Origin of the sequence: Rhodoplanes sp. P11, assembly GCF_964266735.1 — a bacterium.
In the GTDB taxonomy this organism is placed as follows: domain Bacteria; phylum Pseudomonadota; class Alphaproteobacteria; order Rhizobiales; family Xanthobacteraceae; genus Rhodoplanes; species Rhodoplanes serenus.
The window spans coordinates 98411-124990 of the sequence record NZ_CAXWGY010000019.1; the positions used below are offsets into that span (position 1 = coordinate 98411).

Genomic DNA, 26580 nt, shown 5'->3' on the forward strand with positions numbered 1-26580 from the left:
CGATGACCGAGCTGCTCTTCTACCATCTCCAGCGCCGGCCGCTGGAATCGGTGCTGCCGCCAATCCTGGAGAAGTCGCTGGCGCGCGGCTGGCGGGTGGTGGTGCAGGCGTCGTCCGACGAGCGCGTCGACGCCCTCGACGCCCATTTGTGGACCTATCGGGACGACGGCTTCCTGCCGCACGGCACCGACCGCGACGGGCTGGCGGCCGAGCATCCGGTGGTGCTGACCGTGCGGGACCACAATCCCAACGGCGCCGTCGTCCGCGTCCTGGTGGAGCGGGCGCCGGTGCCGGCCGACGCCGCCACTTACCAGCGCATCGTCGTGATGTTCGACGGGGAGGACGACGAGGCGGTGGCCGCGGCGCGCGTGACCTGGCGTGAGAAAAAGGCTGAAGGATTCGAAGTAACTTACTGGCAATGCGACGAGACGGGGCGCTGGCAGAAGCGTGGATGAGGGCTCCGCGGCAGCCTGCGCAGCACACTCTTCGGGTGCGCACTTCTGGTGCGCGGCGGAGCCGGCCCGACGGCGACCCGCGGCGTCGCCATCATGCGGTCCAAAAGACCCGGTTGAAGCGGGGATTGGTTTTTGGTGGAGACGTCTCGGTCAGCCCAGGGAGTTGCCGGGCTAGGTGCTGCCGGGCAGGCGTCGCCGGCCCGCGGGGACGGGCCGGGAGCCGTGCCGCCATATGCGACGTTGTGTCGGGGAAGGGGGACCCCAGCATGCAATCCGTGATCGTTCCGGAGACCGAGGGCCGCTCGTTCGTGTGCCGTGGGGGCGGCCTCGGGCGCGCCGCCGCGGCCGGTCTCGTGGCTGCCGCCGCGCTGGCCGTGGCCGGCTGCTCCAGCCTGCCCGATCCGTCCCAGGTGAAGCTGCTGCCGTCGGCGAGCGCCTTCGTGCCGAGCACGCCCGGCGAGTTCGCCAAGGCGACCGTGAACAGCAGCCGTCCGGTGTCGCCGGGTGATCTCGTCGATGCGCAGGGGGCCTGTCCGGCCGCGGCCTCGTCCAGCGAGCCGGGTGCGACCGAGCGGCCGTTGCGGGGCGTCGGCCTCGACATGACCGAATGCGAGGTGGTGCAGACCATCGGGCCGGCCCAATCGACCGAGATCGGCACCAACGAGCGCGGCGAGCGCAGCGTGGTGATGACCTATGCCAGCAGCGAGCGCTCCGGCATCTATCGGTTCACCGGCGGTCGACTCACCACCATCGAGCGCGGTCCCGAGCCCGCCGCACCCGAGCGCCCGGCCCGCCGCAAGCCGCCGGCCAAGCGCCAGCAGCCGGCCTGACGCCGACCGTCCTTCCGGGCCGGCGAGACCTCCAGCCGCGCCGCACGCGGGACCTGGGGCACGGCGCCGCGGCGGCCTCTCCGGCCGGCCGTGCGGCGTTGTCCCGTCGCGTCGTATCCCGTGGCGCGTTGGCATTGTCCTCCGTCCCGGTTTCCTCCGTTCCCGCACTGGAGCCCCCATGCCCCCGAGTCCCTCCAGCCGTTCGCCGCTCGCCGCCCTGGTGGCGGCGCTCCTCCTGGCCGGCACCTTCCTGGCCGGCACTTGGCCGGTCCTCGGTCCGGCGGCAGTCGGGGCCCAGGAGGCGCGGGTGGCGGAGCCGGCCGGCCGGGAGGCGCCCCGTGATCACGACGGGCGGGTGCGCACCAGCGACCGCCCGTCCCAGCCGGGCCGCGAACGACCGGCCGAGTCGGGTCGTGATCGCCCGGCCGCCGATGCCAATGCGCGCCGCCTGCCTCCCGATTCGGCCACCGAGCACACCGTCGAGGCCGGCGGCCGCACCCTGCGGTTCAAGGCCACGGCCGGATCGATCCCGCTGTTCGAGGGCGAGGGCGGCGCGCTGCGGGCCGAGGTCGCCTATGTGGCCTTCACGCTGATGCCCGGACCGGCTCCGGCCGGCGGACCGGCTCCGGCCGGAAGCCCGCCGAGCCCGGGTGGCGCGCCCGCCACCCCCGCCACCCCCGCGACGAGCGCCGCCGGCGCCGTCGACCCGGCCGCCCGTCCCGTCACCTTCCTGTTCAACGGCGGCCCGGGTGCGGCCTCGGCTTATCTCAACATCGGGGCGATCGGCCCGTGGCGGCTGCCGCTCGACGGCGCCTCGGTGTCGAGCCCGCCGGCTCTCGTCACCAATGCCGAGACCTGGCTGCCCTTCACGGATCTGGTCTTCGTCGATCCGCCCGGAACCGGCTACAGCCGGGTGGTCGGCAGCGGCGACGCCCGCCGGCAGTTCTGGTCGGTGGACGGCGACGCCGAGGGCCTCGCGGTGTTCGTCCGCAAGTGGATCGAGCAGAACGCCCGCCAGCGGTCGCCCAAGGTGCTGGTCGGCGAGAGCTACGGCGGTTTCCGCGCTCCCAAGCTGGCGCGCGCGCTGGCGACCCGCGAGGGGGTCGGGGTGCGTGGCCTTGTGCTGGTCTCGCCGGTGCTCGACTTCGCCGCCCTGGGGCAGCGTCGCCACGATCCGCAGTCGTGGGTCCGGCATCTGCCGTCGATGGCCGCCACCGTGCTGGAGCAGCGCGGTGCCGGGACTCCGCAGGCGCTCGCCGCCGCCGAGGAATGGGCCGCCACCGACTATCTCGCCGCCCTCATGCGAGGCGAGCGCGACGCCGCTGCGATCGAGCGCATCGTGCCGCGGCTCGCCGAGCTGACCGGGCTCGACCCGGCGCTGGTGCGCCAGCTCGCCGGCCGCATCGACACGGCGACCTTCCAGCGCGAGCTGTACCGCGCTCGTGGCCTCGTCGGCAGCGCCTACGACGCCACCGTGACGGCCTTCGACCCGAGCCCGTCGGCGGCGCGCAGCCATTTTCCCGATCCGGTGCTCGACGCCACCAAGGCGCCGCTCACGGCCGCGATGACCGAGCTCTATCGCGGCCGCCTCGGCTGGAGCCACGATCAGCCCTATCGGCTGCTCAACGACGAGGTGAACTCGAACTGGAACTGGGGCCGCGGCCGCAGCGCCCCCCAGGTGGTGGACGAGGTGCGCGCCTTCCTGTCGGGTGATCGCGCCGCCCGCCTGCTGGTGGTGCATGGGGCGAGCGACCTCGTCACCCCGTATTTCGCCACCAAGCTGATCCTCGATCAGCTTCCGGTCTACGGCGCGCCCGAGCGGTCCGCCCTGGCGGTCTATCGCGGCGGCCACATGTTCTACTCGCTGGACGACTCGCGCAAGGCGATGCGACGTGACGCCGAAACCTTCTTCCGCGCCGTGCTGAAGGGCGCGGGCGGCGAGTAGCGCCATGGCGTCGCCGGGGCCGGGCCTGGCGCGACGCTACGGGCCGGCCGGCCGCCCCATCATGGCCAGATACTCCCAGGCGACCGTGGCGGCGGCGAGCGCGGTGATCTCGGCGACGTCGTAGGCGGGCGCCACCTCGACCACGTCCATGCCGGCGAAGCGGACGCCGCCCAGGCGGCGCAGCATCGCCAGGAGCTGCCAGCTCGCCAGCCCGCCGATCTCGGGCGTGCCGGTGCCGGGCGCGAAGGCGGGATCGAGCACGTCGACATCGACGCTGAGATAGGCGGGCGCGTCGCCCACGATGGCGCGGATCTCCTCGGCGACCGCCGCCGGTCCCCGCTCGTGCGCCGCCTCGGCCGGCACGATCCGCACGCCGCGAGCCAGCGTCCAGTCGTGCACGTCGTTGCCCATGGGCGAGCGGATGCCGATCTGCACGGTGCGGTGCGGATCTATCAGGCCCTCCTCGATGGCGTGGAAGAACACCGAGCCGTGGCCGTAGCGCTGGCCGAAGCTGTCCGGCCAGGTGTCCACATGGGCATCGAAATGGACGAGGGCCAACGGCCCGGTGCGGCGGGCGAGCGCGCGCAGGAGCGGCAGGGTGATGCCGTGCTCGCCGCCGAGCGCCACCAGATGGGCGAGGCCCTCCGCCTGCGCCTCGATCAAGGCCAGCGAGCGCTCGATGTCGCCGAGCGCGATGGCGAAGTCGCCGATGTCGGCGACGTCCATTTCGGCCGGCTCGGTGCGATGGATCGGGTGAGCGCCGTCCACCAGCATGCGGCTGGCGCGGCGGATGGCGGCGGGGCCGTCGCGGGCGCCGGCCCGGTTGGTGGTGCCGATGTCGAGCGGGATGCCGGCGATGCAGACGGCGGCGTCACGATCGTTCCGGGCGAGACCGAGGAAGCGCGCCGGCAGCGCGAAGGTGGCGGGCGTCGCACCGCTCATGCGGAGGTCTCCACCGGGGTGAAGCGGAACACCGCGCAGGCGATCGCGCAGGTCCAGTCGCCATTGTCGGCGCCGGTCGCTGCCGCCGTCGTCGACAGCGTGTCGACGATGAGATGACTCGTCTCGTAGAGCTTGCGCCGCTCGTTCCAGGCGGCGTTGGGATCGAACTCGATGCCGAGCGTCGAGGCCAGCATGGTGGCCGCGAGGTCCTCGGCGTAATCGCCGGCCTCCTGCTCGGTCATGCCGTAGCCGTGGTGCTCCGAGATGTAGCCGTAGAGCGCCGGGTCCTTCGGCCGGGCGAGGCCGATGGAGGCGACGATGCGGCGCCCCGGCTCGTTGGTCTCGGCCCGTGCCATGACACAGAAGGTGATCTCGCCGGGCGACAGCGTCGGCACCCCGGTCTCGCGCGAGATCAGGCGGCAGCCGGGCGGCAGGATCGACGACACGGTGACGAGGTTCTGCTGCTCGATGTCGGCGTCGCGCAGCGCGTACTCGAAGGCGGTCAGCGGTTGCTTGTGGATGCCGCAGCCGCGGGTGAGGAACACCTGTGTCGGAATCGGGAACATCGCGCCTCCGAAGGATCGCCTGGGGTGAACGGTCGGCGCAGCTCTAGCCGACCACGATGACGATGGCGGGACAAGCCGGCGGCCTCCGTCACCGCTGCCGTCTCCTCGACGCGGCGGTGTCGCCGATGCGGCCGATCCTAACGGCCGGCCATGTCGGACTCCGTCGTGTCAGGCATCGCATCCGAGCCTGCCGCATCCGAGCCCGTCGCATCGAAGGCTGGCGAGAAGGCGACGAGGCCGGACGCCATCGGGGCCGCCAGCGGAATCGCCGCGACGTAGCGGTCCGGTATGCCGGGAACGTGGAGGTCGGCCGGGCGGAAGCCGAAACGCCCGTAGTAGGCCGGATCGCCGACCACGATGCAGCCCGACGAGCCGAGCGCGCGCAGCCGCGCGAGGCCGGTGCGGATCAGCGCGGAGCCGACACCGCAGCGCTGGCGGTCCGGCCGTACCGCGACCGGCCCGAGCCCGTGCCAGCCGGTTCCGGACCCGACGATCTCGACAGCCGAAAAGGCAGCCTGGCCGATCAGGCCGGTCGCATCCTCGGCCACCAGCGCCACGACGGCGTCACCGCTGCGCCACAGCGCGTCCATGATGGCGGGCTCGGTGCCGCTCGCATGCGCCATCCCGCGGAAGGCCGCCGACACCAGGGCATGCACGGCGGCGACATCGGTCTCGGTCTGATCGCGGACGATCGGAACGGTGGGGGGCGACATGCGGAACTCCTCAATGGCCGCCACGGACGAACAGCTCGTAGAACGTCACCAGCACCTCGACGACGATCAGGAGCACGATGGTCATCTCCAGCCGCACGCTGCGCTCGGTATCGATCAGCTCGGTGAGGGCGCGCGCGGTGTCGTCGATCACCTCGAGCTTGCGGGCCAGTGAGGTGGCGCGCTCCTTCAGCTCGTACTCGTCGGCGAGGCGCAGCCACAGCCGCTCGAACTCCGCCTGATCCCACAGGATGTCGGGCTTGTCCTCGATCTCGACGCGGCCGGCGAGGCGGTGCTGCACCTGCAACGCCTGGCCGATGGTGCGCAGCATCTGCCGGCGATTGGTCGGCGTCTTGCCGGTTCGGGCGAGGGTGGCGGCGAACGGCTCCATCACCTCCAGCACGCGGGCGGCCTCGCGCTCGTCGCGCGACAGCGCGGCGTTCTTGGCGAGCACGTCGGCGATCACCAGAAGGCGCGGCGGCGTCAGCGCGCGGATCGCCACCGGGCCGCCCGGCACCACCTGGTCGTCCTGCTCGGGCGCGATCTCGACCAGGGTCGACTCGTCCTCGACCTGCTCGTAGCGGCCGAACAGGCGCGGCCCCAGCGCCCGCACCACCTCGTCCTCCTCGACCGGCGACAGGCCGATCAGCACGGCGACGCCGTAGCGGAACAGCACCGCATAGCCGGCGACGCCCGAGCGGAAGGCGAGCGGCGTGGTGGAGACGAGATCGCTGCGCTCCAGCCCGGCGGTATCGATGCGGTCGCCCAACAGCAGGGTGCGGGCGGTGAGGCGCGCGCGGGCCGGCGTCGCCGGAGCGGGTGCGGCGGCCGGGGCGGAGACGGGCAGGGGCGAAGAGTCCGGCATGGCACCCGACAGTATAGCAGGACGCGAGACGCGCGGGCGGCGGCTTCACTCCGCCGCCATCGCGTCCTCGTACTCGGCGCTCAGCGCCAGCCATTCGTCCTCGGCGGCGGCGAGCGCCGCAGTGGTGTCGGCGCGCTCCTTGCCGAGCATCGCGGCGCGGGCGCCGTCGCGGGCGTAGAGGGCGGGATCGGCCAGCGCCGCGTCGATCTCGGCGACGCGCTTCTGCAACGTCTCGATCCGCTTCTCCAGGGCGCCGATTCGCTTCTTGAGCGGCGCCAGCCCGGCGCGCCGCTCGGCGGCGGCGCGGCGCTGGTCGGTCCGCGAGGCGCCGCGCGAGGCGTCCTTGTCGGCCCGCTCGATCCTGTCGTCGCCGGCGAGCACCAGCCGGCGGTAGTCGTCGATGTCGCCGTCGAACGGAGCGACGCCGCCGTTCGCCACCAGCCACAGGCGATCCGCACAGGCATCGAGCAGATGACGGTCGTGCGACACCATGACGACGGCACCGGGGAAGTCGTTGACCGCCTCGATCAGCGCCGCGCGGCTGTCGATGTCGAGATGGTTGGTGGGCTCGTCGAGCAGCAAGAGATGCGGCGCGTGGAAGGTGGCGAGACCGAGCAGGAGGCGCGCCTTCTCGCCGCCCGACAGCTTGCCCACCAGGGTATCGGCCGCCTCGCCCGAGAAGCCGATGGCGCCGGCCTTGGCACGCACCGCCGCCTCGCCGGCATCGGGCATCAGGCGACGGACATGCATGTAGACGCTCGCCCCCTCGTCGAGCTCGTCGAGCTGATGCTGGGCGAAGTAGCCGACCGTCAGCTTGTCGGCCCGGGTGACGCGGCCCGCCTGCGCCGCGATGCGGCCGGCGATCAGCTTGACCAGGGTCGACTTGCCGTTGCCGTTGGCGCCGAGCAGGGCGATGCGGTCGTCGTTGTCGATGCGCAGCGTCACCCGGCGCAGCACCGGCCGGTCCGGCTCGTAGCCGACCGCGACGTCGTCGAGCGCCAGGATCGGCGGCGACAGCAGCTTGGCGGGCGCCGGCAACACGATCTCGCGCACCTCGTCGCTGACACGCGTCGGCGCCGGGCCGAGCCGCGCCAGCATCTTCAGGCGCGACTGCGCCTGCCGGGCCTTGGTGGCCTTGGCGCGGAAGCGCTCCACGAAGGCGGTGAGATGGGCGCGCTGCGCCTCCAGCTTTCTGGCGAGCTTCTGGTCCAGCTCCAGGCGCTCGCGGCGGGTGCGCTCGAACGTCGTGTAGGTGCCGCGGTAGAGCGTCAGCTTGCCGTTCTCGAGATGGAGAATCGAATCGACCGCCTTGTCGAGCAGGTCGCGGTCGTGGCTGACCACGATGACGGTGTGCGGATAGCGGGCGAGGTGCTCCTCCAGCCACAGCGTGCCTTCGAGATCGAGATAGTTGGTCGGCTCGTCGAGCAGCAGCAGGTCGGGTTCGCGGAACAGCACCGCGGCGAGCGCGACGCGCATGCGCCAGCCGCCCGAGAACTCGGCGACCGGCCGCTTCTGATCCTCGTGCGAGAAGCCGAGCCCGTGCAGGATCGCGGCGGCCCGCGCCGGGGCCGCATGGGCGCCGATATCGGCGAGCCGCGTGTGCAGCCAGGCGATGCGGTGCGGATCGGTCGCGGTCTCCGCCTCGGCGAGCAGGGCGGTGCGCTCGGTATGCGCCGCCAGCACCACGTCGATCAGCGGCTCGGGGCCGTTCGGCGCCTCCTGGGGGAGGGTGCCGACCACGGTGCGGGCCGGCAGCCCGATGTCTCCGGTGTCGGCGTGAAGCTCTCCCGTGATGGTGCGGAACAGGGTCGATTTCCCGGTCCCGTTGCGCCCCACGAGGCCCACACGCGCCCCGGCCGGGATCTGGACGGAGGCGTGGTCGATCAGGAGACGCCCGGCGATGCGGACGGTGAGGTCGGTGAGTACGAGCATGCGGCCTTATACACGGAACCGGCGACGCCATCGAAACGCCGCATCGCGGGTCCGGGATGCGTGTGGCCCGGCCGCGACCGCGGGTGCGGGCACTCCCGTTCCGTCGTCCGTTCCGCCATGCGGCCGGCGCGGGCGACGGTGACAAATCCTCGAAAGTGTTGCTGTAAGGTGCGGGCCGGGCGGACCGGGCGGCGGGAGGTGTCGATGTGCGTGCAGGGATGCATGGAGGCGGTGCGGGCCACCGCCGCGCGGGCGGGCCTGTCGCGCCGCGGCTTCTTCGGACGGGCCGGCGCCGCGGCCGCCGGCTTCGCCGCGATGGCGGTGGAGCCCACCGTGGTGGCGGCGGCGCCGCGCAGCTTCGAACGTGTCGTCGATCTCACCCACACGCTGACGCCGGCGTTTCCGGGCTTCTTCGGGGCGCCCCTGATCGAGCTGGAGCGGCGCGCCGACTTCCGCAAGGACGGCTACAACATGCAGGACTGGCGGCTGACCGAGCACGCCGGCACGCATCTCGACGCGCCGATTCACTTCGCCGAGACCGGCGCCAGCGTCGAGGACATTCCGGCCGACACGCTGGTGGTGCCGCTCGCGGTGATCGACGTCGCCGAGAAGGCGGACGCCGATGCGGACTATCTCCTGTCGCGCGACGATCTCGTCGCCTGGGAGAGCCGGCACGGCCGGCTGCCGGCCGGCTGCTGCGTCGCCATGCACTCGGGCTGGGGCCGCCTGGCCACCGAAGACCCGGCGCGCTTCGTCGGTCGTGACGTCGACGGCACCCTGCATTTCCCGGGCATCGCGCCGGAGGCCGCCACCTGGCTGCTGAAGGAGCGCGACGTCATCGGCCTCGCGGTCGACACGCTGTCGCTCGATCACGGCCCGTCGAGCGACTTCAAGACGCATGCGATCTGGCTGCCGGCGGGCCGCTGGGGGCTGGAGAACGTCGCCAATCTCGACAAGGTGCCGGCGGCGGGCGCCACGCTGGTGGTCGGCCTGCCCAAGGTGAAGGACGCCACCGGCGCACCGGTGCGCCTCCTGGCGCTGATCTGATCACGATCACAGGGGCGCCGGTGATCGCCGCTCTTCGGATGGCGCAGCGCCGTGCAATCTGAATCTGGAGCTGTTCGTCTCGAGCTGTCCGTCTCGAGCTGTCCGCGCGTCTCGATCGGAAGCGCGCTCCGAAAACAATTGCACACAAAAAAAGGCGGGCGGTTCTTTCGAACCGCCCGCTGGGCATCACAGCATCGCGCACCCCCGTGGCACGACGCTGCGCACCAACCTTGCGAACCGAACCGAAGCCCCCGAGGCCCCCGATCGATCGTCGGAGCAGACAATGCTGCGCCGCCTCCCGAGCGGCTTTGATCTAAATCAGGCGCCGCTCGAATTTCCCGCCGGAGCCGCTCCGGCGGCTGCGACGATGCGGATGCGGGCCGTAAGAAAGGCCCGGAAACCGGGGGTTTCCGAGCCTTAGGTGGGACCCGCGAGGGCCGCATGAGACCAATGTCGAATTGCGTAAGGTGACGGTGATGGCGGGTCCGCTCAACCGTTCCAGTTGATCGTGCCGACGTCCCACTTGGCCCGCTGCTTGGCCGATTGCCGGATGAAGTCGTCGACGGCGGCCATCGGCTTCTTGTCCGGATTGGCCTTGCAGAAGGTCGCCACCATGGCGATCACCTTGGTGTCGTCGAGCGACGCGAGGTCGACATGCTTGCCGTCGGCCTCCAGCAGCGACACGTTGGCGGCGCTGACATAGCCCTGCACCCAGGCGAACAGCATCAGGTTGACGGGGTTCTGGAGGCCCTCGGCCGGCTTCAGATCGGCGGCGAGCTTGGCGCAGCTCGACGAGCCGATGCCTTGCGTGACCAAGGGCTGCGCCGGCGCCGGCAGCGACGGCACGACGAAACCGGCGGCGAGCAGCAGGGCGGCGAATCTGCGTCCGAACATCGAGAGCGACCTCCAGGCACGCGCCGGAGCCGGCGCGCCGTATGACGGGGATGCGATGCGAGGGCCGGACAGTATCCGGTTCGGCGGCACCGACCAAGCATCCCGTTGGTCGGGTGAATCCGACCTGTGGTTCGCGCCGCCGCGCGGCGGAGGTGCCCCGGAGGCGGAACGGAAGCGCTGACGGCGGCCCGCGAGCGGCATAATCTGGTCACCTTGGGGTGGCTTGACCGGGGCGGCTACGCTGTCGGGGCGGCTGTGCCGCCGAATGGCGGCGCCGGGAGAATGGAATGCTGGGGTTCGACGCGACGAGCGGGGCGGCGCTGCCGCCCGTCTGGGTCGCCGGAGCGGTCGCCGCCGTGGTGGCGGCGGGCGCCGGGCTGCTCGTCGTGGCCGGATGGCGCGGCGGGGTGGGGCGGCGGGTGCTGGCCGGCTTCGCGGTCGTGGCAGCCCTGGGGCTCGCCACCTGGACGGCGGAGCTCGCCGCCACCGCCCAGGCCCGCCGGGCCGAGCGCCACGCCCTGGCGACCCGCTTGGCCGAGCTGACCGGGCGGGCGCTGGTGCCCGGCTCGCCGCTCGCCTGCCTGGACGGGCTCGCCGGCACCGCGGCCGAGCCGGCCTGCGAGGCGGTGCTGCTCGGGCGCCCGGAGACGACGGCCGCCGCCGTGGCCTATGTGGCGACGCAACTCGCCTTGCTGGGCGAGGCGGCGCCGGCGGCCGACCGCGACCCGGCGCTGGCGGCCGTGCTGGCGCCCTTGCGGCGGACGCTGGCGGCCGATCGCTTCGGCGTCGTCGCCCACGTGCTGGCCCAGCGGGCCGGCTGCACCCCCGATTCGTGCGCCGCCCTGGCGCTGCTCGACGAGACCGAGCGGGTGCGGGCGAATATCCGGGACCACCGCTTCGAGCTGCTGCTGGCCCGCAATGTCGCCGCCTGGCCGGGCGGCTCCGGGCTCGCCGCGGGCGACGCCCTGACCGGCAGCGCCGCGGCCAGCCAGGGCTTTTCGCCGCCGCTGGGCCCAGCTCCGGCGCTCGCCGGGACCGGAAGCCCGGCACCCGGGGCAGCGGCACCCGCATCCGGGCCGGCCGCAGCCGGCGCGTCCGGCCGGCCGGCGTCCGCCCGCTACGATTTCCCCTCGGCGGCCTCGATCCCGCCGGTCAGCATCATGTCGCCGGAGCCCGCCGGCCCGGCTCCGCCGGTCGGCGCCCGCGATATCCCGGCCCCGACGCCCGGCACCGCCGGGGCGGCCCCGCCAGCCCGCAAGCCGGCCGCAGCAGCCCCATCCGCCGCCGCACCGGCGGCACCTCCGGCGCGTGCCGCGAGCCGGCCGGCCGCGTCGCCACCCGCAGCGGCACCGGGAGCGCCGTCGACCTCCCGGCCGGGGCCGACCGCCCCGCCGGCCGCAGCCGACGACGATTGATCCGATGGCCCTGCATCTCATCAAGCTCTGCGTCGGCTGCGACGGCATCGCGGACCTGGAGGCGTGGATCGCCGAGCGCCTGGCGGCGCGCCCGGCCGGCAGCCCGCGCGAGCATGCCCATGTCACCCGGATGACGCCCAAGCGTACCGGCGAGCTGCTGCCCGGCGGCTCTCTGTACTGGGTGATCCGCGGCGAGATCGCCTGCCGCCAGCAGCTTCTCGATATCCGCCCGTTCGTCGACGACGCGGGCGTCGGCCGCTGTCGCCTGGTGCTCGATCCGGCCGTGGTGCCGGTAGAGCCGCGCCCGTGCCGGCCGTTCCAGGGCTGGCGCTACCTCGCCGCCAAGGCGGTGCCGCCCGACCTGTCGTCGCGGGCCGCCGACGCCGCGATGCCCGAGACGTTGCGGCGCGAGCTGCGGGCGCTGGGGCTGCTGTAGTCCTTTGCGATGCGCGGCCGCGGTGCCGCGATGCGATACGAGATCCGGCTGATCAACTTGGTGGTCCTTCCGGAAGCCGCGAAGCGGCTGTCCGGAATCCAGCCGAGAGTCAAAAAGTTTGCCGCAGGATGACGTGTTTGGCTGGGTTCCGGGTTCGCGGCTTCGCCGCGACCCGGAAAGACGGCCGACCGATCACCCGGAAACACCATGAGATCAGTTTTCCGAAAGTTCACCGGATTTCTGTCGGACGATCTTTCCCGTGTCCGGTGACGGCTCCGGAACTACCGCCGGCCGGGGACCTTCTCATGACATAGGTAGAAGTTATTAGGTCCCCGACCGAGGAGCCCGCATGGCGCATCGCGAGCGGTCCTGCGCGCAGACGACGAGTGTTCCCGTGGAGCGGCGGCGCGACATCCGCGTCGTCGTCAACCTGCCGGGCCGGTACGTTCTGCCGCGGCGCCGCGCCGTCGACGGCAAGCCACCGGCTTTCGCGTGCCGCCTCGTCAACGCCTCGCCGCACGGCCTCATGGTGGCGGCTTCGGTGGTCGGCGCCGTCGGCGAGCCGGTGGCGGCGCAGTTCGAGGAGTTCGGGCGGCTCGACGGCGTCATCCTGCGGCGGCTCTACGGCGGCTTCGCCATGAGCATCGAGGTCACGGGCGAGCGGCTGGCCCAGCTGGAGGCGAAGCTCGTCTGGCTCGATCGGCTCCAGCGCAAGGCAGTGGCGAACGAGCGCCGGCACGATCGGATGGTGCCGCGCACGCCGCAGTCCATCGTGGTGCTGGCCGACGGCACCACGCTGCCGTGCCGGATCATCGACATGTCGGCCTCGGGCGCCGCGGTGACGGCGGCGCTGACACCGCCGCTCGGCATGCCGCTCGCGGTCGGCGCCGTGGTGGGCCGGGTGGTGCGGCGGTTCGCGGGTGGCTTCGCGGTCGAGTTCGTGGAGACCCAGGAGATCGCGACGCTCGAACGGTTGCTGATCAGATCGCCCGTCCGGGCGCGCGCGATGTCGGCGATGCCGCCGCCGGAAGATGGCGGCGAGATCGTGATCATCGACGCCTGAACGCGCCGCGACGCGCCGTCGTCGTCAGTGAGCAGACTGCGACGTGATCAGATCGTGACGTGATCAGACCGCGATGTTGTCGATCAGCCGCGTGGTGCCGAGACGGGCCGCGACCAGCAGGCGGATCGGCCCGTCCTTCACGGACCTCGCCGGCGCCAAGGTCTCGGCGTTGCGCGCCTCCAGATAATCGAGCACGAAGCCCGCGCGCGCGAGCGCCTTGGCGCCGCTCTCGAGCGTCGCCTTGATCGGCCTGCCGGCCGCGATCTTGTCGGCGCACTCCGCCAGCACCCGGTGCAGCACCGGGGCGCGCCCACGCTCCTCGGGCGACAGGTAGAGATTGCGCGACGACAGCGCGAGGCCGTCCTTCTCGCGCACCGTCGGCAGCCCGATGATCTTCACCCGCAGGTCGAGATCGGCGGCCAGCCGCGTCACCACCTTGAGCTGCTGATAGTCCTTCTGCCCGAACACCGCGATGTCGGGGCGTACCTGTCCGAACAGCTTGGCCACCACGGTGGCGACGCCGCCGAAGAAATGCGGACGATACTTGTCTTCGAGCCCGGCGAGTGCAGGCCCCTCCGGCGCCACCCGGGTGGCGAATCCGGCCGGATACATCACCTTGGCGTCGGGCGCCCAGACGAGATCGGCGCGCGCCTCGGCGAGGGCCGAGACATCGGCGGCGAGACGGCGCGGATAGCTGGCGAAGTCCTCGCTCGGCGCGAACTGCGCAGGATTGACGAAGATCGACACCACCACCCGGTCGGCGGCCCGGCGGGCGCGGCGCACCAGCGCCAGATGGCCGGCATGCAGCGCCCCCATGGTGGGCACCAGCGCGACGGTCTCGTGCTTGCGGCGGAAGCCCGCGATGGTGCGGTCGAGCGCCTTGAGGGTGCGGGCGACGGCGGGGCGTCGGAGCGGAGCAGGGCTTTTGGTCATGATGATCGATCACCGCCGGCCTGGTCCGGCACGGGCGGCGGGCGATTCATGCCCACGGCGATGTTCACGACTCCAGGCGGGCCGGAGAGATAGCTTGACCGTGCCGACGGATCAAAACAAAAATCGGCCCGGCCGGGAGGCGCCCATGTGGTCGGAGGTGGAAGGACGCGACATGCTGCGTCGAGGCTCGCTCTCGGCGCATGTGATCGTGCTCGGCAACGAGAAGGGTGGTTCCGGCAAGTCGACCACCGCGATTCATCTCGCCGTCGCGCTGATGAAGGCGGGCCAGCGCGTCGCCACCATCGATCTCGACTCGCGCCAGCAGACGCTCACCCATTACATCGATCGCCGCCGCCTGTGGGGCCGGCGCGTCAACAAGCCGCTCGAAATCCCGCTGCACTTCTGCATCGCGCGCAGCGAGGGGGCCCGCGTCGACGAGAACGAGAGTGCCGAGTTCGCGCGCTTCGCCGAGGCCATCACCGAGATCGAGCATCGCCACGACTTTCTGGTCATCGACACGCCGGGCGCCGACACTTTCCTGTCGCGGCTCGCCCATTCGATGGCCGACACCCTGGTGACGCCGCTCAACGACAGCTTCCTCGATTTCGACGTGCTCGCCGCCGTCGATCCGCAGACCTACGAGCTGACCGGCTCCAGCCATTATGCCGAGCTGGTGCGTGAGGCGCGGCGGCAGCGCCGCATCGTCGACGGCAAGGTCACCGACTGGGTGGTGGTGCGCAATCGCCTCTCCACCCTCGGCTCGCGCAACCGCAAGCTCGTCGGCGACGGCCTGACGGCGCTCGCCGGCCGGCTCGGCTTCCGCTTCGTCGAGGGCTTCGCCGAGCGGGTGATCTATCGCGAGTTCTATCCGCGCGGACTGACCGCAGTCGACGATCTCGACGACCAGGCCGCCCACAGCCGGCCGAGCCTGTCGCATGTCACGGCGCGGCTGGAGGTGCAGGGGCTGCTGTCGACCCTCGGGCTGCCGCTCGACGACCGCAGCCGCAAGCGCGCCGAGGCGCGGGCCGAGTGGTTCATGAGCGCATACCGGCCGCTCGACGTCGACGACATGCTGGACGGCGGCGGCGACGACGGGGACGGTCCGAGCACGCTGCCGCCGCTGCCGCCGTTCACCTCGCCGGTGTCGGGCTGACGCGGCGGTCTGCCGGCACCCGATCTCCGGCGCCCGGCGCGGCGGCGTGTCGCCGCGGTCCGTGATCGTCCCACCATTGCGTCGGCGGCCCGCCACGGCCACTTGAACGGCATGACTCGTCTGAGGATTCCCCGATCGAGCCGGTTCCGGAGGCCCCATGGCGAAGCCGCCTGACAGGTCCGCCCCGCGGCCGGCCGCGACGCCGCCGGCCGTGAGCGAGTCGCCGACCTCGTCGCGGGTCGACATCGACGCCTTCGTGGCGCAGGTGAGGGCGCTCGGCCCGGCCGGCGAGCCCGGCCACCGCGGCCGCCTGGTGTTCGCCCTCGACGCCACCATGAGCCGACAGCCGACCTGGGACACCGCCTGCCGGTTGCAGGCCGACATGTTCGCCGAGACGGCGGCGATCGGCGGGCTCGACGTGCAGCTCGTCTATTTCCGCGGCTTGACCGAATGCCGTGCCTCCCGCTTCGTCTCCGACCCGCGGGCGCTGTCCGGCCTGATGGAGCGGATCGACTGCCGCGGCGGCCACACCCAGATCGGCAAGGTGCTGGCCCATGTGCGGCGCGAGACCGAGGCCGCCCGCGTGCAGGCGCTCGTCTATGTGGGCGACGCCATGGAGGAGGCGGTCGACGATCTCTGCGCGCGAGCCGGCGAGCTGGGGCTCGCCGGGGTGCCGGCTTTCATGTTCCAGGAGGGGGGCGATCCGGTCGCCGAGCGTGCCTTCCGCGAGATCGCCCGCCTGTCGGGCGGCGCCTGGTGCCGGTTCAGCCCCGGCGCGGCCCATGAGCTCGGGGCGCTGTTGCGGGCGGTCGCCGCCTATGCGAGCGGTGGGCGGCGGGCGCTTCGGCGCCTGTCGGATCGCAACCCCGAGGCGCTGCGTCTCCTGGCGCAGCTCGGATCGCCATGACTCTGCTGCTCGGACTGGCCGTGCTCGTCGTCGTGCTGTGGGGGGTGGGACGGCTGTCCCGCGCCGACCCCAAGGGTGTCGCCAAGGGGGCCCGCATCGCCGGCGGGGTGGCGGCTCTCGGTGGCGCCGCCTTCCTGGTGGCGCGCGGCCAGATGGGCATCGGCATCCCGCTTGGCCTCACCGGGCTCGGGCTGCTCGGCTGGCTGCCGTTCGGTGGCGCGAGCTGGGGCCAGCGGACCAGCCGGACGCCCGGACAGGTGTCGCGGGTGCGCTCGGCCCTCGTCGAGATGGAGCTCGACCACGACACCGGCGCCATGCGAGGGCGCGTCGTCGCGGGCCGCTTCGCCGGCGCCGCGCTCGACGACCTCGATGCCGAGGGAATGTCGGCTCTCCTGGCCGAAGCCGACGAGGAGAGCCGCCGTCTACTTGAAGCGTATCTTGACCGCCGCAGTCCCGGCTGGCGTGAACACCCGGAGGGTGGTGCGAGCGCGGGGCAGAGCCGACCGGCGGGTTCCGCCAAAATGACGGAACAGGAGGCCTATCAGATCCTTGGCCTTGAGCCGGGAGCGTCCGCCGAGGACATCGGCAGAGCGCATCGGCTGCTCATGAAGAAACTCCATCCCGACCAGGGGGGGACGACGTACCTCGCGGCCCGTGTAAACGAGGCCAAGGAGGTCCTGCTTCGCGGACATCGATAACAACTCCGAACACTACGCAACTCATCTCGACGTTCACGCGCTCCTCGGCCGTTCTGGCCGCCGAGCAGGGGCCTCCGTTCGATCCCCGGGTTGATCCCGGTGGTTCGGTTATGGTCGTCGTCCGCTTTTCGTCCTCGTGTCTCGAGCGGCTCGTCAGTACTTGATGGTCAGGCAAGCGAAGTCGTTTCGCTTGAGATACTTGCAGGCGGCCTCGGCGGAGTCCTTCTCGAACCCGGCGAAGCGTGCGCGGTAGAAGGTCTTGTTGTCGCGGGTCACCGCCTCGGTGAAGGCGTCGGCTTGGCCGAGATACTGCTTGGCCTTGGCCTGGGCGGAGCTGAGGCGGTCCTTGGCCTCGGCCTCGGCCCCGAAGGCGCCGATCTGGATCACCCAGCCGCCGCGCACCGCCCGGCGGGCCGTGCTCTCGGGGCGGGCGGACGCGCTGGCGAGCGCGAAGGTGCTCTCCGGCTCGGCGCTGGCGACCGCCACCGGAGCCGGGGCGGGAGCAGGGGCCGGCGCCACGGCGACGGCCGGCTGGAGCTGGGCCGGGGCCTGAGCCTGAATCGGGGCCGGCGGCAGCGCCGCGGCGACGGCCGGGCGGGCCGGAACGGCAGCCACGGCGATCTGGACCGGGGCGGCGACCGGGTGCGCCGGCATGGCGGCCGCCGCAGCGGTGCGGACCGGCTGCGGGGCGGGCGCCGGAGCACCCACCGGAGCCGGAGCCACGGCGGCGCGGGCGGCGGGGCGTCCGGCCGGCTCGTCCTGATGGACCGGCATCACCGGGAGATGGGCGAGCGGCGGGGTCAGCGAGGCGGTCTGCACGCCGCCGAGCTTCACCTTGATAGTCTTGACCTGGATCGGCTTGATCGGGTCGACGGTCTTGGTCGCCTCGGATTTGGTCGACTCGGACCTGCTCGACTCGACCCGGGCCGTCTCGATCTTGCCGGGGGCCGGGCGCTCGATGCGGGCGGCGGCCGGCGGCATCGTCTTGGCCGGCATCGCGGCGGCGGCCGCCGCCGGGGTCGCCGGCGCGTAGGGCACGCTGCCGGCGGAGGCCAGCATCATCTGCGGCGCCGGTGCGTCGGCGTCGCGCGCCTCGGCGATCAGCGGCGCGGTGCGGCGGGTCGATGCCTCGGCGATGTGCTTCTCCAGCAGGCTGCGCATACGGGCGTCGCGGGCGCCGGCCGAGGCGCCGCCCAGCACCACCGCCACGAGATGGCGGTTGTTGCGCTTCATCGACGAGACGAGATTGAAGCCGGAGGCGCGGACATAGCCGGTCTTGATGCCGTCGACGCCCTGCACCGAGCCGAGCAGGCGGTTATGGTTGCGGATCGTGGTGCCGCGGAACGCGAAGGACGAGATCGAGAAGTAGCGGTACTGCGACGGGAAGCGCTCTTGGATCGCGCGGCCGAGGATCGCCTGGTCGCGGGCGGTGGTCACCTGGGCGCTGTTCGGCAGGCCCGAGGCGTTCATGTAGACGGTGCGGCTCATGCCGAGCGCCCGCGCCTTGCGGGTCATCAGCTTGGCGAAGTCGTCCTCGTCGCCGGCGAGCGCCTCGGCGATCACCACGGCGGCGTCGTTGGCCGAACGGGTGACCAGCCCGCGGATCGCCTCGTCGGCCGTGATCGTCTGGCCGGGCTTGAGGCCGAGCTTGGTGGGGGACTGCGAGGCCGCGTGGGCCGAAACCTTGAGGGGCGTGTCGGGCCTGATCTTACCGGCCTCCATCCGCTCGAACAGCAGATAGAGCGTCATGATCTTGGTGAGGGAGGCCGGGTGGCGGATGCCGTCGGCTTCCGCGGCGTGCAGAATCTGGCCCGAATTGGCGTCGACCACGATGGCCGCGTAGGGCGGATTGTAACCGCCGCCGCTCTTGGCGGCGCGATGCCGACGCCCGCGCGCATCGGCCGTGTCGAGGGTGAACGCGACCGCCGCGACGCCGGCGAGAAGCCCGACCGCGACCGAGCGGAATCCCCGCGTGTTCCCGAATGTCAGGAGCATTGTTTCCCCTCATCCATCGGTGGCGCTGGTCCGCGCCCGATGTCCCCGTGACGTTTCTCGAGCTGCCGTCCGTCTGCCAAACCCACGGCGGCTCACGAGAGCGTTACTGCCGAATTCTGGCGTCACCGAGACGATGCGCTCGATCACGGTAGGCGGGGGGCGTTTCGGAAAAGTTAACAGATCCTTTGATCGCACGGCAGAATTTGCCGTTCTTGTTGCGGTGCAAAAATTTTTCTTGCGAAATTGTGCAGTGCAGTATAGAGTTTTTCAGGGTCGCAACGAAGGCGGGCGGTCACATCGGGATCACGCCGCCGTGTGGGTTGGCGACCAGTGTCGCAACCGGGAGAGGCTCCCATGAACATCCCCCTCGACAACGTGCAGGCGTTCGGCAAGGACAGCATGGATGCGGCCATGAAGTCGTTCGGCGCCGTCTCCAAGAGCATGCAGGCGATCGCCGCCGAGACCGTCGACTACTCCAAGACGTCGTTCGAGCAGGGCACCGCGGTGCTGGAGAAGATGGTCGGCGCCAAGTCGCTGGACACGATCTTCGAGCTGCAATCGAACTATCTGAAGTCCAGCTACGAGAGCTTCATCGCCCAGTCGAACCGCATGAGCGAGCTGTACGCCGATCTCGCCAAGGACCTCTACAAGCCGTTCGAAGGCTTCGCCGGCAAGTTTTCGGTCCCGGGCTTCGGCAAGCCGGCCGGCGGCTGACACCTCGGCAGGTCGCAACCAGAAAACAAAAAGCCCGGCCGAACGGCCGGGCTTTTCGCATCTCGGGCACCGCTCAGGCACCGCGCGGCGGCGCCTACTTGGAGAGGCGCAGGCGCGACAGGCTGGTGCCGATCTCGTTGAACGCCGTGATGATCTGGGTCGACGAGGTGAGCAGGTAGAACTTGCTCGGATCGGAGGCGCATTTGCGTAGCAGGGTCGAGGTCGGGTCGCCGCCGGTGTTGACCTGGATGGTGTAGATGGTGATCCCGGCGTCCTTGATGTTGTTGCAGGTGCCCGTCTTGCAGCCGCCCGTCGTCTCGTCGCACATGCGCTTGTCGACCGCCTGGGACCAATCGGAGCCGTTGCCGTCCCAGCGGTTCTGGGTGTTGAGCCCGTCGCTGAGCAGGATGATGACCTCCTGGTAGTCGTAATTGGGGTCCTTGGTGGGCGCGGTCAGAGGCCCGCCGCCGATCAGCGACTGCCACGCCCACACCAGACCGATCGGCTGATTGGTGCTGCCGTTCGGGTACATGTTGTCGACCATGGTGGTCATGCCGCTCCAGTCGTAGCTCAGGCCCCTCATGGCGGCCGGGCAGTAGCCGTACTGGTGGGCCGGGTACATCGAGAACGTGTTGCCGTTGGGCGGATCGACGATCTGGTCGTAGCTCTTGCCGGCCGCCGCCGCATTGGGAGCGTCATACTTGCCGCGGTCGGTGATGCAGCCGTTCCAGCCGTTGCGGTTCGAGTACTGGGTCCACCAGCCTCCGTAATTTTCGCATTCCAGCTTGGTGTCATAGTTGGAATAGTTGCGCCGGGGATTGGAGCCGCTGCAATAGCCATACTCGGTCCAGTCGACCCAGCTCGCGCCCGCATAACCGGGCCCGACATTGACGTCGCGGCTGAACGGGATGATCGACACCAGCACGTCACCGTCGTTCTGGGCAGCCGCCCTGAGCTGGCCGAGCAGGTTCTTGGTCGCGGTCTTCAGCGCGCCGATCTTGTTGGCGCTCGACATCGAGCCGGTGTTGTCGAGCGCGAGCGCCACCCGCAGGCGGATGTTGCCCCAGGCGGTGGTCGACGACACCTTGATGTCCAACGTCGGGAAGCCGAGCACCTTCATGAAGCTCGTCTTCATGGTGCCGGTGGCGCCGACCACGACGTTCGACAACTGGGCCTTGCTGTAGGTCGCGGTGACCCCGGTGATGGTGGCGGCCGGATTGGTGATCTGGGCGCGGAACTGCCGGTCGGCGCTGGTCTGGATCTTGTCGGACGAGTCGGAGGCCGCGGTCTTCGAGACCGCCAGGGCGACCGAGTCGGCCGCCGCCTGCATGCTGGTGCGGATGGCGTTGGCGCGGCTGTAGTCGATGGCGGCGCCGACCAGGCCGATCACCGGCACCAGCGTGAGCGCGAACAGAATGGCGACGTTGCCGTCCTCGGAGCGGCGGAACGCGGCCCGGAGCGACGCATTCGCACGGCGCAGGCCCATGGACTCCTCCCGGTCGACTCGGATGGTCGAGCCCTCATCGTTACCGGGCGAGATCAAACCAATGCCTAACCGACGGTGAGAAAGCCCGGTCGATCTCGCCCATGTGGGCGATTGCGGGCCGTGACCCGCGATCACGGTGAACATCTGGTAACCACGACGGCCGACGGGGCATCGAACCCTCCCGCCGGGGGAGCGGGCGGCTCGGCCATGTCGGCCCGGAAGCTAGAGCGAAATCCGATCCAACTGGATCGGACCCCGCTCTAAAAGGCCCTTGCGTGATTGCATTTTCGACGGCGAACCGGCATCCACTTCGCCGGAAAATGCGCTAATGGGCGAGGCGCAGCTGCGATAGCTGGGTGCCGATGGTGTCGAAGGTGGCGATGATCTGATCGGCCGCCGTCAGGTAGAAGTAGCGGTTGGGGTCGCTCGCACAGGACTGGAGCAGGGAGGCGTTCCCCTCCATCACCAGCACTGTGTAGATGGTGATGCCGGCCGCCTTGACGTTCTGGCACGCCTTCTCGGTGCGGGCGTCGACCGCGGTCGAATGGTTGCGGCCGTCCCCGCTCCAGCGGTTCTGGGTGTTGAGGCCGTCGGTGAGCAGCACGACGACGTCCTGGTACTGGTAGTTGGGGTCCTTGGGCGGGGCCGAGAGCGGCGCGCCGGTGCTCAGCGCCTGCCAGCCCCACACCAGCCCGATGGTGTTGTTGGTGCTGCCGTTCGGCGCCATGGCGTCGATCTTGGCGGCCAGTGTGGTCCAGTCGTTGGTGAGCGGCATCAGCGCCGTGTTGCAGGAGCCGTACTGCTCGGCCGGGAAGAGCACGCTGGCGTCCGGCGCCGCGTTGCTCACGTCCCAGTTCTGGTCGCGGTCCATCAGGCAGCCGTTCCAGGTGCTGTGCGGCTTCGGTGTCCAGACGCCGGAGTTGGCCGTGCAGCTCGATTTCCTGGTGTAGCTGCTCTTGCTGCACGTCCCGTTGAGCGTGTCCCAGATGGAGAAGTCGACCCAGTCCGGAATGATCGTGCCGGCCTTGACGTTGACGTCCTTGTTGTAGGGCACGATGGCGACGTAGACGTCCTCCGGGTTCTGGGCCGCGGTCTTGAGCTGGTTGAGCAGATTCTTGGACGCGGTCTTGAGCGCCGTCATCTTGCCGGCGCTCGCCATCGAGCCGGTGTTGTCGAGCACCAGGGCGACGCGCAGCCGCGTGTTGCCCCACACCGCGGTGGCGCTCGCCCCGATGGTCAGCTCCGAGAATCCCATCAGGGTCATGAAGGTGGTCTTGATGGTGCCGGTGGCGCCGACGACGAGCTGCGAGCCGTTACCCGTGGTGTAGGCGGTGGTCACCGCGACGTTCTGGACCTCGGGGCGGGTGAAGACGGTGTTGAAGACCGTCTGGGCGCGCCCCTGGAGCGCCCCGGTGGCGAGGCTGCTCACATCCTTGGACACCGCCAGCACGGTGGAATCGAGGGCCGCCTGCATGGCCGAGCGGGCCGCCGCGGCGCGGGAGTAGTCGACGGCGGCGCCGACCAGGCCGGTCAACGGAACGAACGACAGCGCGAACAGCGGCACGACGCTCGCGCGCCGGTCACCAAGGAACCGCAAGATGGACATGGCGCACCACAACGCTCGGACTGGCCCGGCCCGATACTGGCGGTCCGCTCTTCACGTTCGGTTCAGCCGCCGCCGAACTTTCGCCGGTTTCCCTCAGTGTCCTGTTAACCTCCGTGTAGGTGGGGCCGCGGAGAGGCGCCGCGCGGGCTGGCGGCACCTGGCTTGCATACAGGGCGTGCGGCACGCGCCTGCTCGGCACGCCTGCTTGGCATGGGCCTGGCCGGGCGGTGCCGGTGTGGCTGCGGTGATCGGGTGGCCGCGGGGCGACGGGACCATCCGGGACGCGGGCAGCGGGTGACGGCCGGCGACGACTCGAGCGCCGCCGGAATAGGCGGTCCGAAAGGCGATCCTTGACGGCGATCCCGGACGCGAAGGGGTGCCGAGGACCGGAGTCGGGGGCGGTCGCGCTGTCGACAGGGGGCCCTCCGCGGCCGGGACGGTCCGCAACCTCCCGGTTGGCAGGCGACGCGCCACCGGCCGAGCCGGCAGCACCGGCTGGCTTCGGCGGGGCGGGGCGCTCCAGCAAAGGCCGGCCGATGCGGGCGGAATGGCGGCTCGGAGGGCGCTTCCCGGACGGTATGGGCGGCTGGTGGCGAACCCGGGTGTTGCTTATTATTTATGCTCCGGGGCCGCGCGGAGCTGCGGCATGCTCGTCGATACCCGTGCCGGATGCTTCGGTCTGGACGGGGCCGGCCCTTCCGTACCGATGCGAGACCATGACTGCCAGCTCGACCGACGCCACCGCCGCTTCCGTTCTCCGGCCCGCTACGCCCCGGTTCGCGTCCGCACGCCCCGGCGGGGTGCGGCGCGGCGAGACCCGGCATGACGAGACCACCCGATGCGACAAGATCCGCCCCGTTCCGCTCCCGCCGCGAGCCGCGAACGGGGACCGCAAGCGCCGCCAGGACCAGACCGGACCCGGCACCGCCGTCATCACAAAGACGAAACCACAGACCAAGCGGCCGAACCTCTACCGGGTTCTTCTGCTTAACGACGACTACACCCCGATGGAGTTCGTGGTTCACGTCCTGGAGCGTTTCTTCAACAAGGATCGGGAGGCGGCGACCCGCATCATGCTGCATGTTCATCATCACGGGATCGGGGAGTGCGGCATCTTCACCTACGAGGTGGCCGAGACCAAGGTGACCCAGGTGATGGACTTCGCTCGTAAACACCAGCATCCTTTGCAGTGCGTCATGGAGAAGAAGTGACCCGCGGCGGCTCTCACCAGGACAGGACGAAACGCTGATGCCGACCTTTTCGCGCAGCCTCGAGCAGTCACTCCACCGGGCGCTGGCGCTCGCCAACGAACATCGCCACGAATATGCGACGCTGGAGCACCTGCTGCTGGCCCTGGTCGACGATCAGGATGCGGCCGCCGTCATGCGCGCCTGCAACGTCGATCTCGACAAGCTCAAGCGCAACCTCGTCGCCTACATCGACTCCGAGCTGGAGAACCTGGTCACCGACGGCAGCGAGGATTCCAAGCCCACCGCCGGCTTCCAGCGGGTGATCCAACGTGCCGTCATCCACGTTCAGTCGTCGGGCCGCGAGGAGGTGACCGGCGCCAACGTGCTGGTGGCGATCTTCGCCGAGCGCGAGAGCCATGCCGCCTATTTCCTGCAAGAGCAGGAGATGACCCGCTACGACGCGGTCAACTACATCAGCCACGGGATCGCCAAGCGGCCGGGGCTCACCGAGGCGCGACCCGCCAGAGGCGCGCCGGAGGAGGATTCGGACGGCGCCAAGCCGAACGAGGACACCAAGAAGAAAGGTGATGCCTTGGAGGCTTATTGCGTCAACCTCAACAAGAAGGCCCGCGAGGGCAAGATCGACCCGCTGATCGGCCGTGACGGCGAGATCAGCCGCACCATCCAGGTGCTGTGCCGCCGCCAGAAGAACAACCCGCTGTTCGTCGGCGATCCCGGCGTCGGCAAGACGGCGATCGCCGAGGGTCTGGCGCGCCGCATCGTCCATGGCGAGGTGCCGGACGTGCTCAAGGGCGCGACCGTCTTTGCCCTCGACATGGGCACGCTGCTCGCCGGCACCCGCTACCGCGGCGACTTCGAGGAGCGCCTCAAGCAGGTCATCAAGGAGATCGAGGCGTATCCCAACGCCATCATGTTCATCGACGAGATCCACACGGTGATCGGTGCCGGCGCCACCTCGGGCGGCGCCATGGACGCCTCGAACCTGCTCAAGCCGGCACTGGCCGCCGGCACGGTGCGCTGCATCGGCTCGACCACCTACAAGGAGTACCGCCAGTACTTCGAGAAGGATCGCGCGCTCGTCCGTCGCTTCCAGAAGATCGACGTGAACGAGCCGACGGTCGCCGACTCCATCGAGATCCTCAAGGGCCTCAAGCCCTACTTCGAGGACTACCACAAGCTCAAATACACCAACGAGGCCATCAAGGCGGCGGTCGAGCTGTCGGCCCGCTACATCCACGACCGTAAGCTGCCCGACAAGGCCATCGACGTGATCGACGAGTCGGGTGCGGCCCAGATGCTGCTGCCCGAGCACCGGCGCAAGAAGACGATCGGCATCAAGGAGATCGAGACCACCATCGCGACCATGGCGCGGATTCCGCCGAAGACCGTGTCGAAGGACGATGCGGTGGTGCTGGCGAACCTCGAGGAGAACCTCAAGCGCGTGGTCTACGGCCAGGACAAGCCGATCGAGGCGCTGTCGGCCTCGATCAAGCTCGCCCGCGCCGGCCTGCGTGAACCCGAGAAGCCGATCGGCTGCTACCTGTTCTCCGGCCCGACCGGCGTCGGCAAGACCGAGGTGGCCAAGCAGCTCGCGGCGACGCTGGGCGTCGAGCTGATCCGCTTCGACATGTCGGAGTACATGGAGCGCCACACGGTGTCGCGCCTCATCGGCGCGCCGCCCGGCTATGTCGGCTTCGACCAGGGCGGCCTGCTGACCGACGGAGTCGACCAGCATCCGCACTGCGTGCTGCTGCTCGACGAGATCGAGAAGGCGCACCCGGATCTCTACAACGTGCTCCTCCAGATCATGGACCACGGCAAGCTGACCGATCACAACGGCAAGCAGGTCGACTTCCGCAACGTGATCCTGATCATGACCACGAATGCCGGCGCCGCCGATCTCGCCAAGGCGGCCTACGGGTTCCATCGCACCAAGCGCGAGGGTGACGACACCGAGGCGATCAACCGGCTGTTCGCGCCGGAGTTCCGCAACCGTCTCGACTCGATCATCGCGTTCGGCCACCTCGACGAGACCATCATCGCCAAGGTGGTGGAGAAGTTCGTGCTCCAGCTCGAGGCCCAGCTCGCCGACCGGGACGTCACCATCGAGCTGTCCGACGAGGCCACCAACTGGCTCATCGTCCGCGGCTACGACCAGCAGATGGGGGCGCGGCCGATGGCCCGCGTCATCCAGGAGTACATCAAGAAGCCGCTGGCCGACGAGGTGCTGTTCGGCAAGCTCAAGAGCGGCGGTCATGTCCGGGTCGTGGTCACCAAGGACGAGACGACCGGCGAGAAGCTCGGCTTCGAGTTCCTCGACGGCCCGGTGACGCCCAAGCCCGAGAAGCTGCCGACCGCGCCCAAGGCGCGCCGCCGACGCGGTGGTGGCGGCGGCGGGAGCGGCGGCAAGCGGCGAGCCAAGCCGCCGGGTCCGAAGGGCGAGGGGGGCGGCTCGCCGTCCTCCGGCTCGAACGGCTCGGGCTCCAACGGGTCCGGCCCCGGCGGCTCCGGTCCGGGCGGCAAGGGCTCGGTGCCGAAGGTCCCGCTGGTCAAGGCGTGACCCTGCAGCCCTGGTCGGCTGCCTGATCCGACAACCAAACGCCCCGGCTCGCCGGGGCGTTTTTCGTTACGCCGACTTCGTTACGCCGGCGGCGGGCGCTCGCATGCGGGCTCGCGTTCGACGTGGCGTCTCGATGCCACCCCTAGCCGAATCCGCGCCCCTGCGGCGTTGCGGCGACGTCATGTCGGCGCAATCCTCGGACCGATAATCGTTCGAG

General features: G+C 70.6%; 23 protein-coding genes. 13 read left to right on the forward strand and 10 right to left on the reverse strand.

The window, feature by feature from the left end; translation table 11 throughout:
• Positions 1 to 2: 2 nt before the first annotated feature.
• The 3 genes from ACFQUV_RS19590 to ACFQUV_RS19600 all read left to right on the forward strand — a co-directional run bounded on the left by ACFQUV_RS19590 (position 3) and on the right by ACFQUV_RS19600 (position 3230).
• The gene (locus tag ACFQUV_RS19590) at positions 3 to 455 is read left to right on the forward strand and encodes a DNA polymerase III subunit chi (RefSeq protein ID WP_129607335.1); all 453 of its coding nucleotides are present in this window, start codon (positions 3 to 5) and stop codon (positions 453 to 455) included.
• A gap of 266 nt (positions 456 to 721) precedes the next feature.
• Positions 722 to 1285 (forward strand): hypothetical protein, encoded by a 564-nt coding sequence (locus ACFQUV_RS19595; RefSeq protein WP_129607334.1) that lies wholly within the window; start codon positions 722 to 724, stop codon positions 1283 to 1285.
• Positions 1286 to 1463: 178 nt separating this feature from the next.
• Complete coding sequence (locus ACFQUV_RS19600) at positions 1464 to 3230, forward strand: S10 family peptidase (protein ID WP_378395524.1); 1767 nt, start codon at positions 1464 to 1466, stop codon at positions 3228 to 3230.
• Between the two features lie 36 nt (positions 3231 to 3266).
• On the opposite strand, the gene speB is transcribed toward ACFQUV_RS19600, so the two are convergent.
• The 5 genes from speB to ACFQUV_RS19625 form a co-directional block, all read right to left on the reverse strand.
• Positions 3267 to 4172 (reverse strand): agmatinase, encoded by a 906-nt coding sequence (gene speB / locus ACFQUV_RS19605; protein ID WP_129610799.1) that lies wholly within the window; start codon positions 4170 to 4172, stop codon positions 3267 to 3269.
• Positions 4169 to 4738 (reverse strand): pyruvoyl-dependent arginine decarboxylase, encoded by a 570-nt coding sequence (locus ACFQUV_RS19610; RefSeq protein WP_129610798.1) that lies wholly within the window; start codon positions 4736 to 4738, stop codon positions 4169 to 4171. The genes speB and ACFQUV_RS19610 overlap by 4 nt, the downstream gene beginning before the upstream one ends.
• A gap of 137 nt (positions 4739 to 4875) precedes the next feature.
• Positions 4876 to 5451 carry a GNAT family N-acetyltransferase gene (locus tag ACFQUV_RS19615; RefSeq protein WP_129610797.1) on the reverse strand — a complete coding sequence of 192 codons (576 nt, stop codon included), beginning with the start codon at positions 5449 to 5451 and terminating at the stop codon, positions 4876 to 4878.
• 10 nt (positions 5452 to 5461) lie between these two features.
• Positions 5462 to 6313, reverse strand: coding sequence for an RMD1 family protein (locus ACFQUV_RS19620; RefSeq protein ID WP_129610796.1), 852 nt, complete (start codon positions 6311 to 6313; stop codon positions 5462 to 5464).
• Between the two features lie 45 nt (positions 6314 to 6358).
• Positions 6359 to 8245 carry an ABC-F family ATP-binding cassette domain-containing protein gene (locus ACFQUV_RS19625; RefSeq protein ID WP_129610795.1) on the reverse strand — a complete coding sequence of 629 codons (1887 nt, stop codon included), beginning with the start codon at positions 8243 to 8245 and terminating at the stop codon, positions 6359 to 6361.
• Positions 8246 to 8449: 204 nt separating this feature from the next.
• Here ACFQUV_RS19625 and ACFQUV_RS19630 point away from each other — a divergent pair, with 204 nt between their 5' ends.
• Positions 8450 to 9292 (forward strand): cyclase family protein, encoded by an 843-nt coding sequence (locus tag ACFQUV_RS19630; protein WP_129610794.1) that lies wholly within the window; start codon positions 8450 to 8452, stop codon positions 9290 to 9292.
• A 489-nt stretch (positions 9293 to 9781) separates the two neighbouring features.
• Here the strand turns inward: ACFQUV_RS19630 and ACFQUV_RS19635 are convergent, their stop codons facing one another.
• Positions 9782 to 10186: a hypothetical protein gene (locus tag ACFQUV_RS19635; protein WP_129610793.1), complete on the reverse strand. Its 405-nt coding sequence runs from the start codon at positions 10184 to 10186 to the stop codon at positions 9782 to 9784.
• 287 nt (positions 10187 to 10473) lie between these two features.
• Here ACFQUV_RS19635 and ACFQUV_RS19640 point away from each other — a divergent pair, with 287 nt between their 5' ends.
• The 3 genes from ACFQUV_RS19640 (at position 10474) to ACFQUV_RS19650 (ending at position 13100) form a co-directional block, all read left to right on the forward strand.
• Positions 10474 to 11601, forward strand: a complete 1128-nt coding sequence (locus tag ACFQUV_RS19640; protein ID WP_129610792.1) for a hypothetical protein — start codon at positions 10474 to 10476, stop codon at positions 11599 to 11601.
• A gap of 4 nt (positions 11602 to 11605) precedes the next feature.
• Complete coding sequence (locus tag ACFQUV_RS19645) at positions 11606 to 12037, forward strand: DUF1489 family protein (RefSeq protein WP_111388046.1); 432 nt, start codon at positions 11606 to 11608, stop codon at positions 12035 to 12037.
• Positions 12038 to 12386: 349 nt separating this feature from the next.
• The gene (locus tag ACFQUV_RS19650) at positions 12387 to 13100 is read left to right on the forward strand and encodes a PilZ domain-containing protein (RefSeq protein ID WP_129610791.1); all 714 of its coding nucleotides are present in this window, start codon (positions 12387 to 12389) and stop codon (positions 13098 to 13100) included.
• Positions 13101 to 13163: 63 nt separating this feature from the next.
• Here ACFQUV_RS19650 and panC read toward each other — a convergent pair whose 3' ends face one another.
• Complete coding sequence (gene panC / locus ACFQUV_RS19655; protein WP_129610790.1) at positions 13164 to 14033, reverse strand: pantoate--beta-alanine ligase; 870 nt, start codon at positions 14031 to 14033, stop codon at positions 13164 to 13166.
• 172 nt (positions 14034 to 14205) lie between these two features.
• Between panC and ACFQUV_RS19660 the strand changes: the two genes are divergently transcribed.
• The 3 genes from ACFQUV_RS19660 (at position 14206) to ACFQUV_RS19670 (ending at position 16791) form a co-directional block, all read left to right on the forward strand.
• Positions 14206 to 15186, forward strand: a complete 981-nt coding sequence (locus ACFQUV_RS19660) for a division plane positioning ATPase MipZ (RefSeq protein WP_165364115.1) — start codon at positions 14206 to 14208, stop codon at positions 15184 to 15186.
• 157 nt (positions 15187 to 15343) lie between these two features.
• Complete coding sequence (locus ACFQUV_RS19665; RefSeq protein ID WP_129610788.1) at positions 15344 to 16093, forward strand: VWA domain-containing protein; 750 nt, start codon at positions 15344 to 15346, stop codon at positions 16091 to 16093.
• Complete coding sequence (locus ACFQUV_RS19670; protein ID WP_129610787.1) at positions 16090 to 16791, forward strand: DnaJ domain-containing protein; 702 nt, start codon at positions 16090 to 16092, stop codon at positions 16789 to 16791. The genes ACFQUV_RS19665 and ACFQUV_RS19670 overlap by 4 nt, the downstream gene beginning before the upstream one ends.
• Positions 16792 to 16944: 153 nt before the next feature.
• Here ACFQUV_RS19670 and ACFQUV_RS19675 read toward each other — a convergent pair whose 3' ends face one another.
• Positions 16945 to 18786 carry a D-alanyl-D-alanine carboxypeptidase gene (locus ACFQUV_RS19675; protein WP_129610786.1) on the reverse strand — a complete coding sequence of 614 codons (1842 nt, stop codon included), beginning with the start codon at positions 18784 to 18786 and terminating at the stop codon, positions 16945 to 16947.
• 354 nt (positions 18787 to 19140) lie between these two features.
• Here ACFQUV_RS19675 and ACFQUV_RS19680 point away from each other — a divergent pair, with 354 nt between their 5' ends.
• A complete protein-coding gene (locus ACFQUV_RS19680; protein WP_129610785.1) occupies positions 19141 to 19500 on the forward strand; it encodes a phasin family protein in 360 nt (119 codons plus the stop codon).
• 94 nt (positions 19501 to 19594) lie between these two features.
• Here the strand turns inward: ACFQUV_RS19680 and ACFQUV_RS19685 are convergent, their stop codons facing one another.
• Positions 19595 to 20986, reverse strand: coding sequence for a TadE/TadG family type IV pilus assembly protein (locus ACFQUV_RS19685; protein WP_129610784.1), 1392 nt, complete (start codon positions 20984 to 20986; stop codon positions 19595 to 19597).
• 325 nt (positions 20987 to 21311) lie between these two features.
• Positions 21312 to 22592, reverse strand: coding sequence for a pilus assembly protein TadG-related protein (locus ACFQUV_RS19690; RefSeq protein WP_129610783.1), 1281 nt, complete (start codon positions 22590 to 22592; stop codon positions 21312 to 21314).
• Positions 22593 to 23440: 848 nt separating this feature from the next.
• On the opposite strand from ACFQUV_RS19690, the gene clpS reads away from it, so the two are divergent.
• On the forward strand, positions 23441 to 23803 hold the full coding sequence (clpS, locus tag ACFQUV_RS19695) for an ATP-dependent Clp protease adapter ClpS (RefSeq protein ID WP_371851732.1): 363 nt from the start codon (positions 23441 to 23443) through the stop codon (positions 23801 to 23803).
• Positions 23804 to 23840: 37 nt separating this feature from the next.
• Positions 23841 to 26363: an ATP-dependent Clp protease ATP-binding subunit ClpA gene (clpA, locus tag ACFQUV_RS19700; protein ID WP_129610782.1), complete on the forward strand. Its 2523-nt coding sequence runs from the start codon at positions 23841 to 23843 to the stop codon at positions 26361 to 26363.
• Positions 26364 to 26580: the final 217 nt, after the last annotated feature.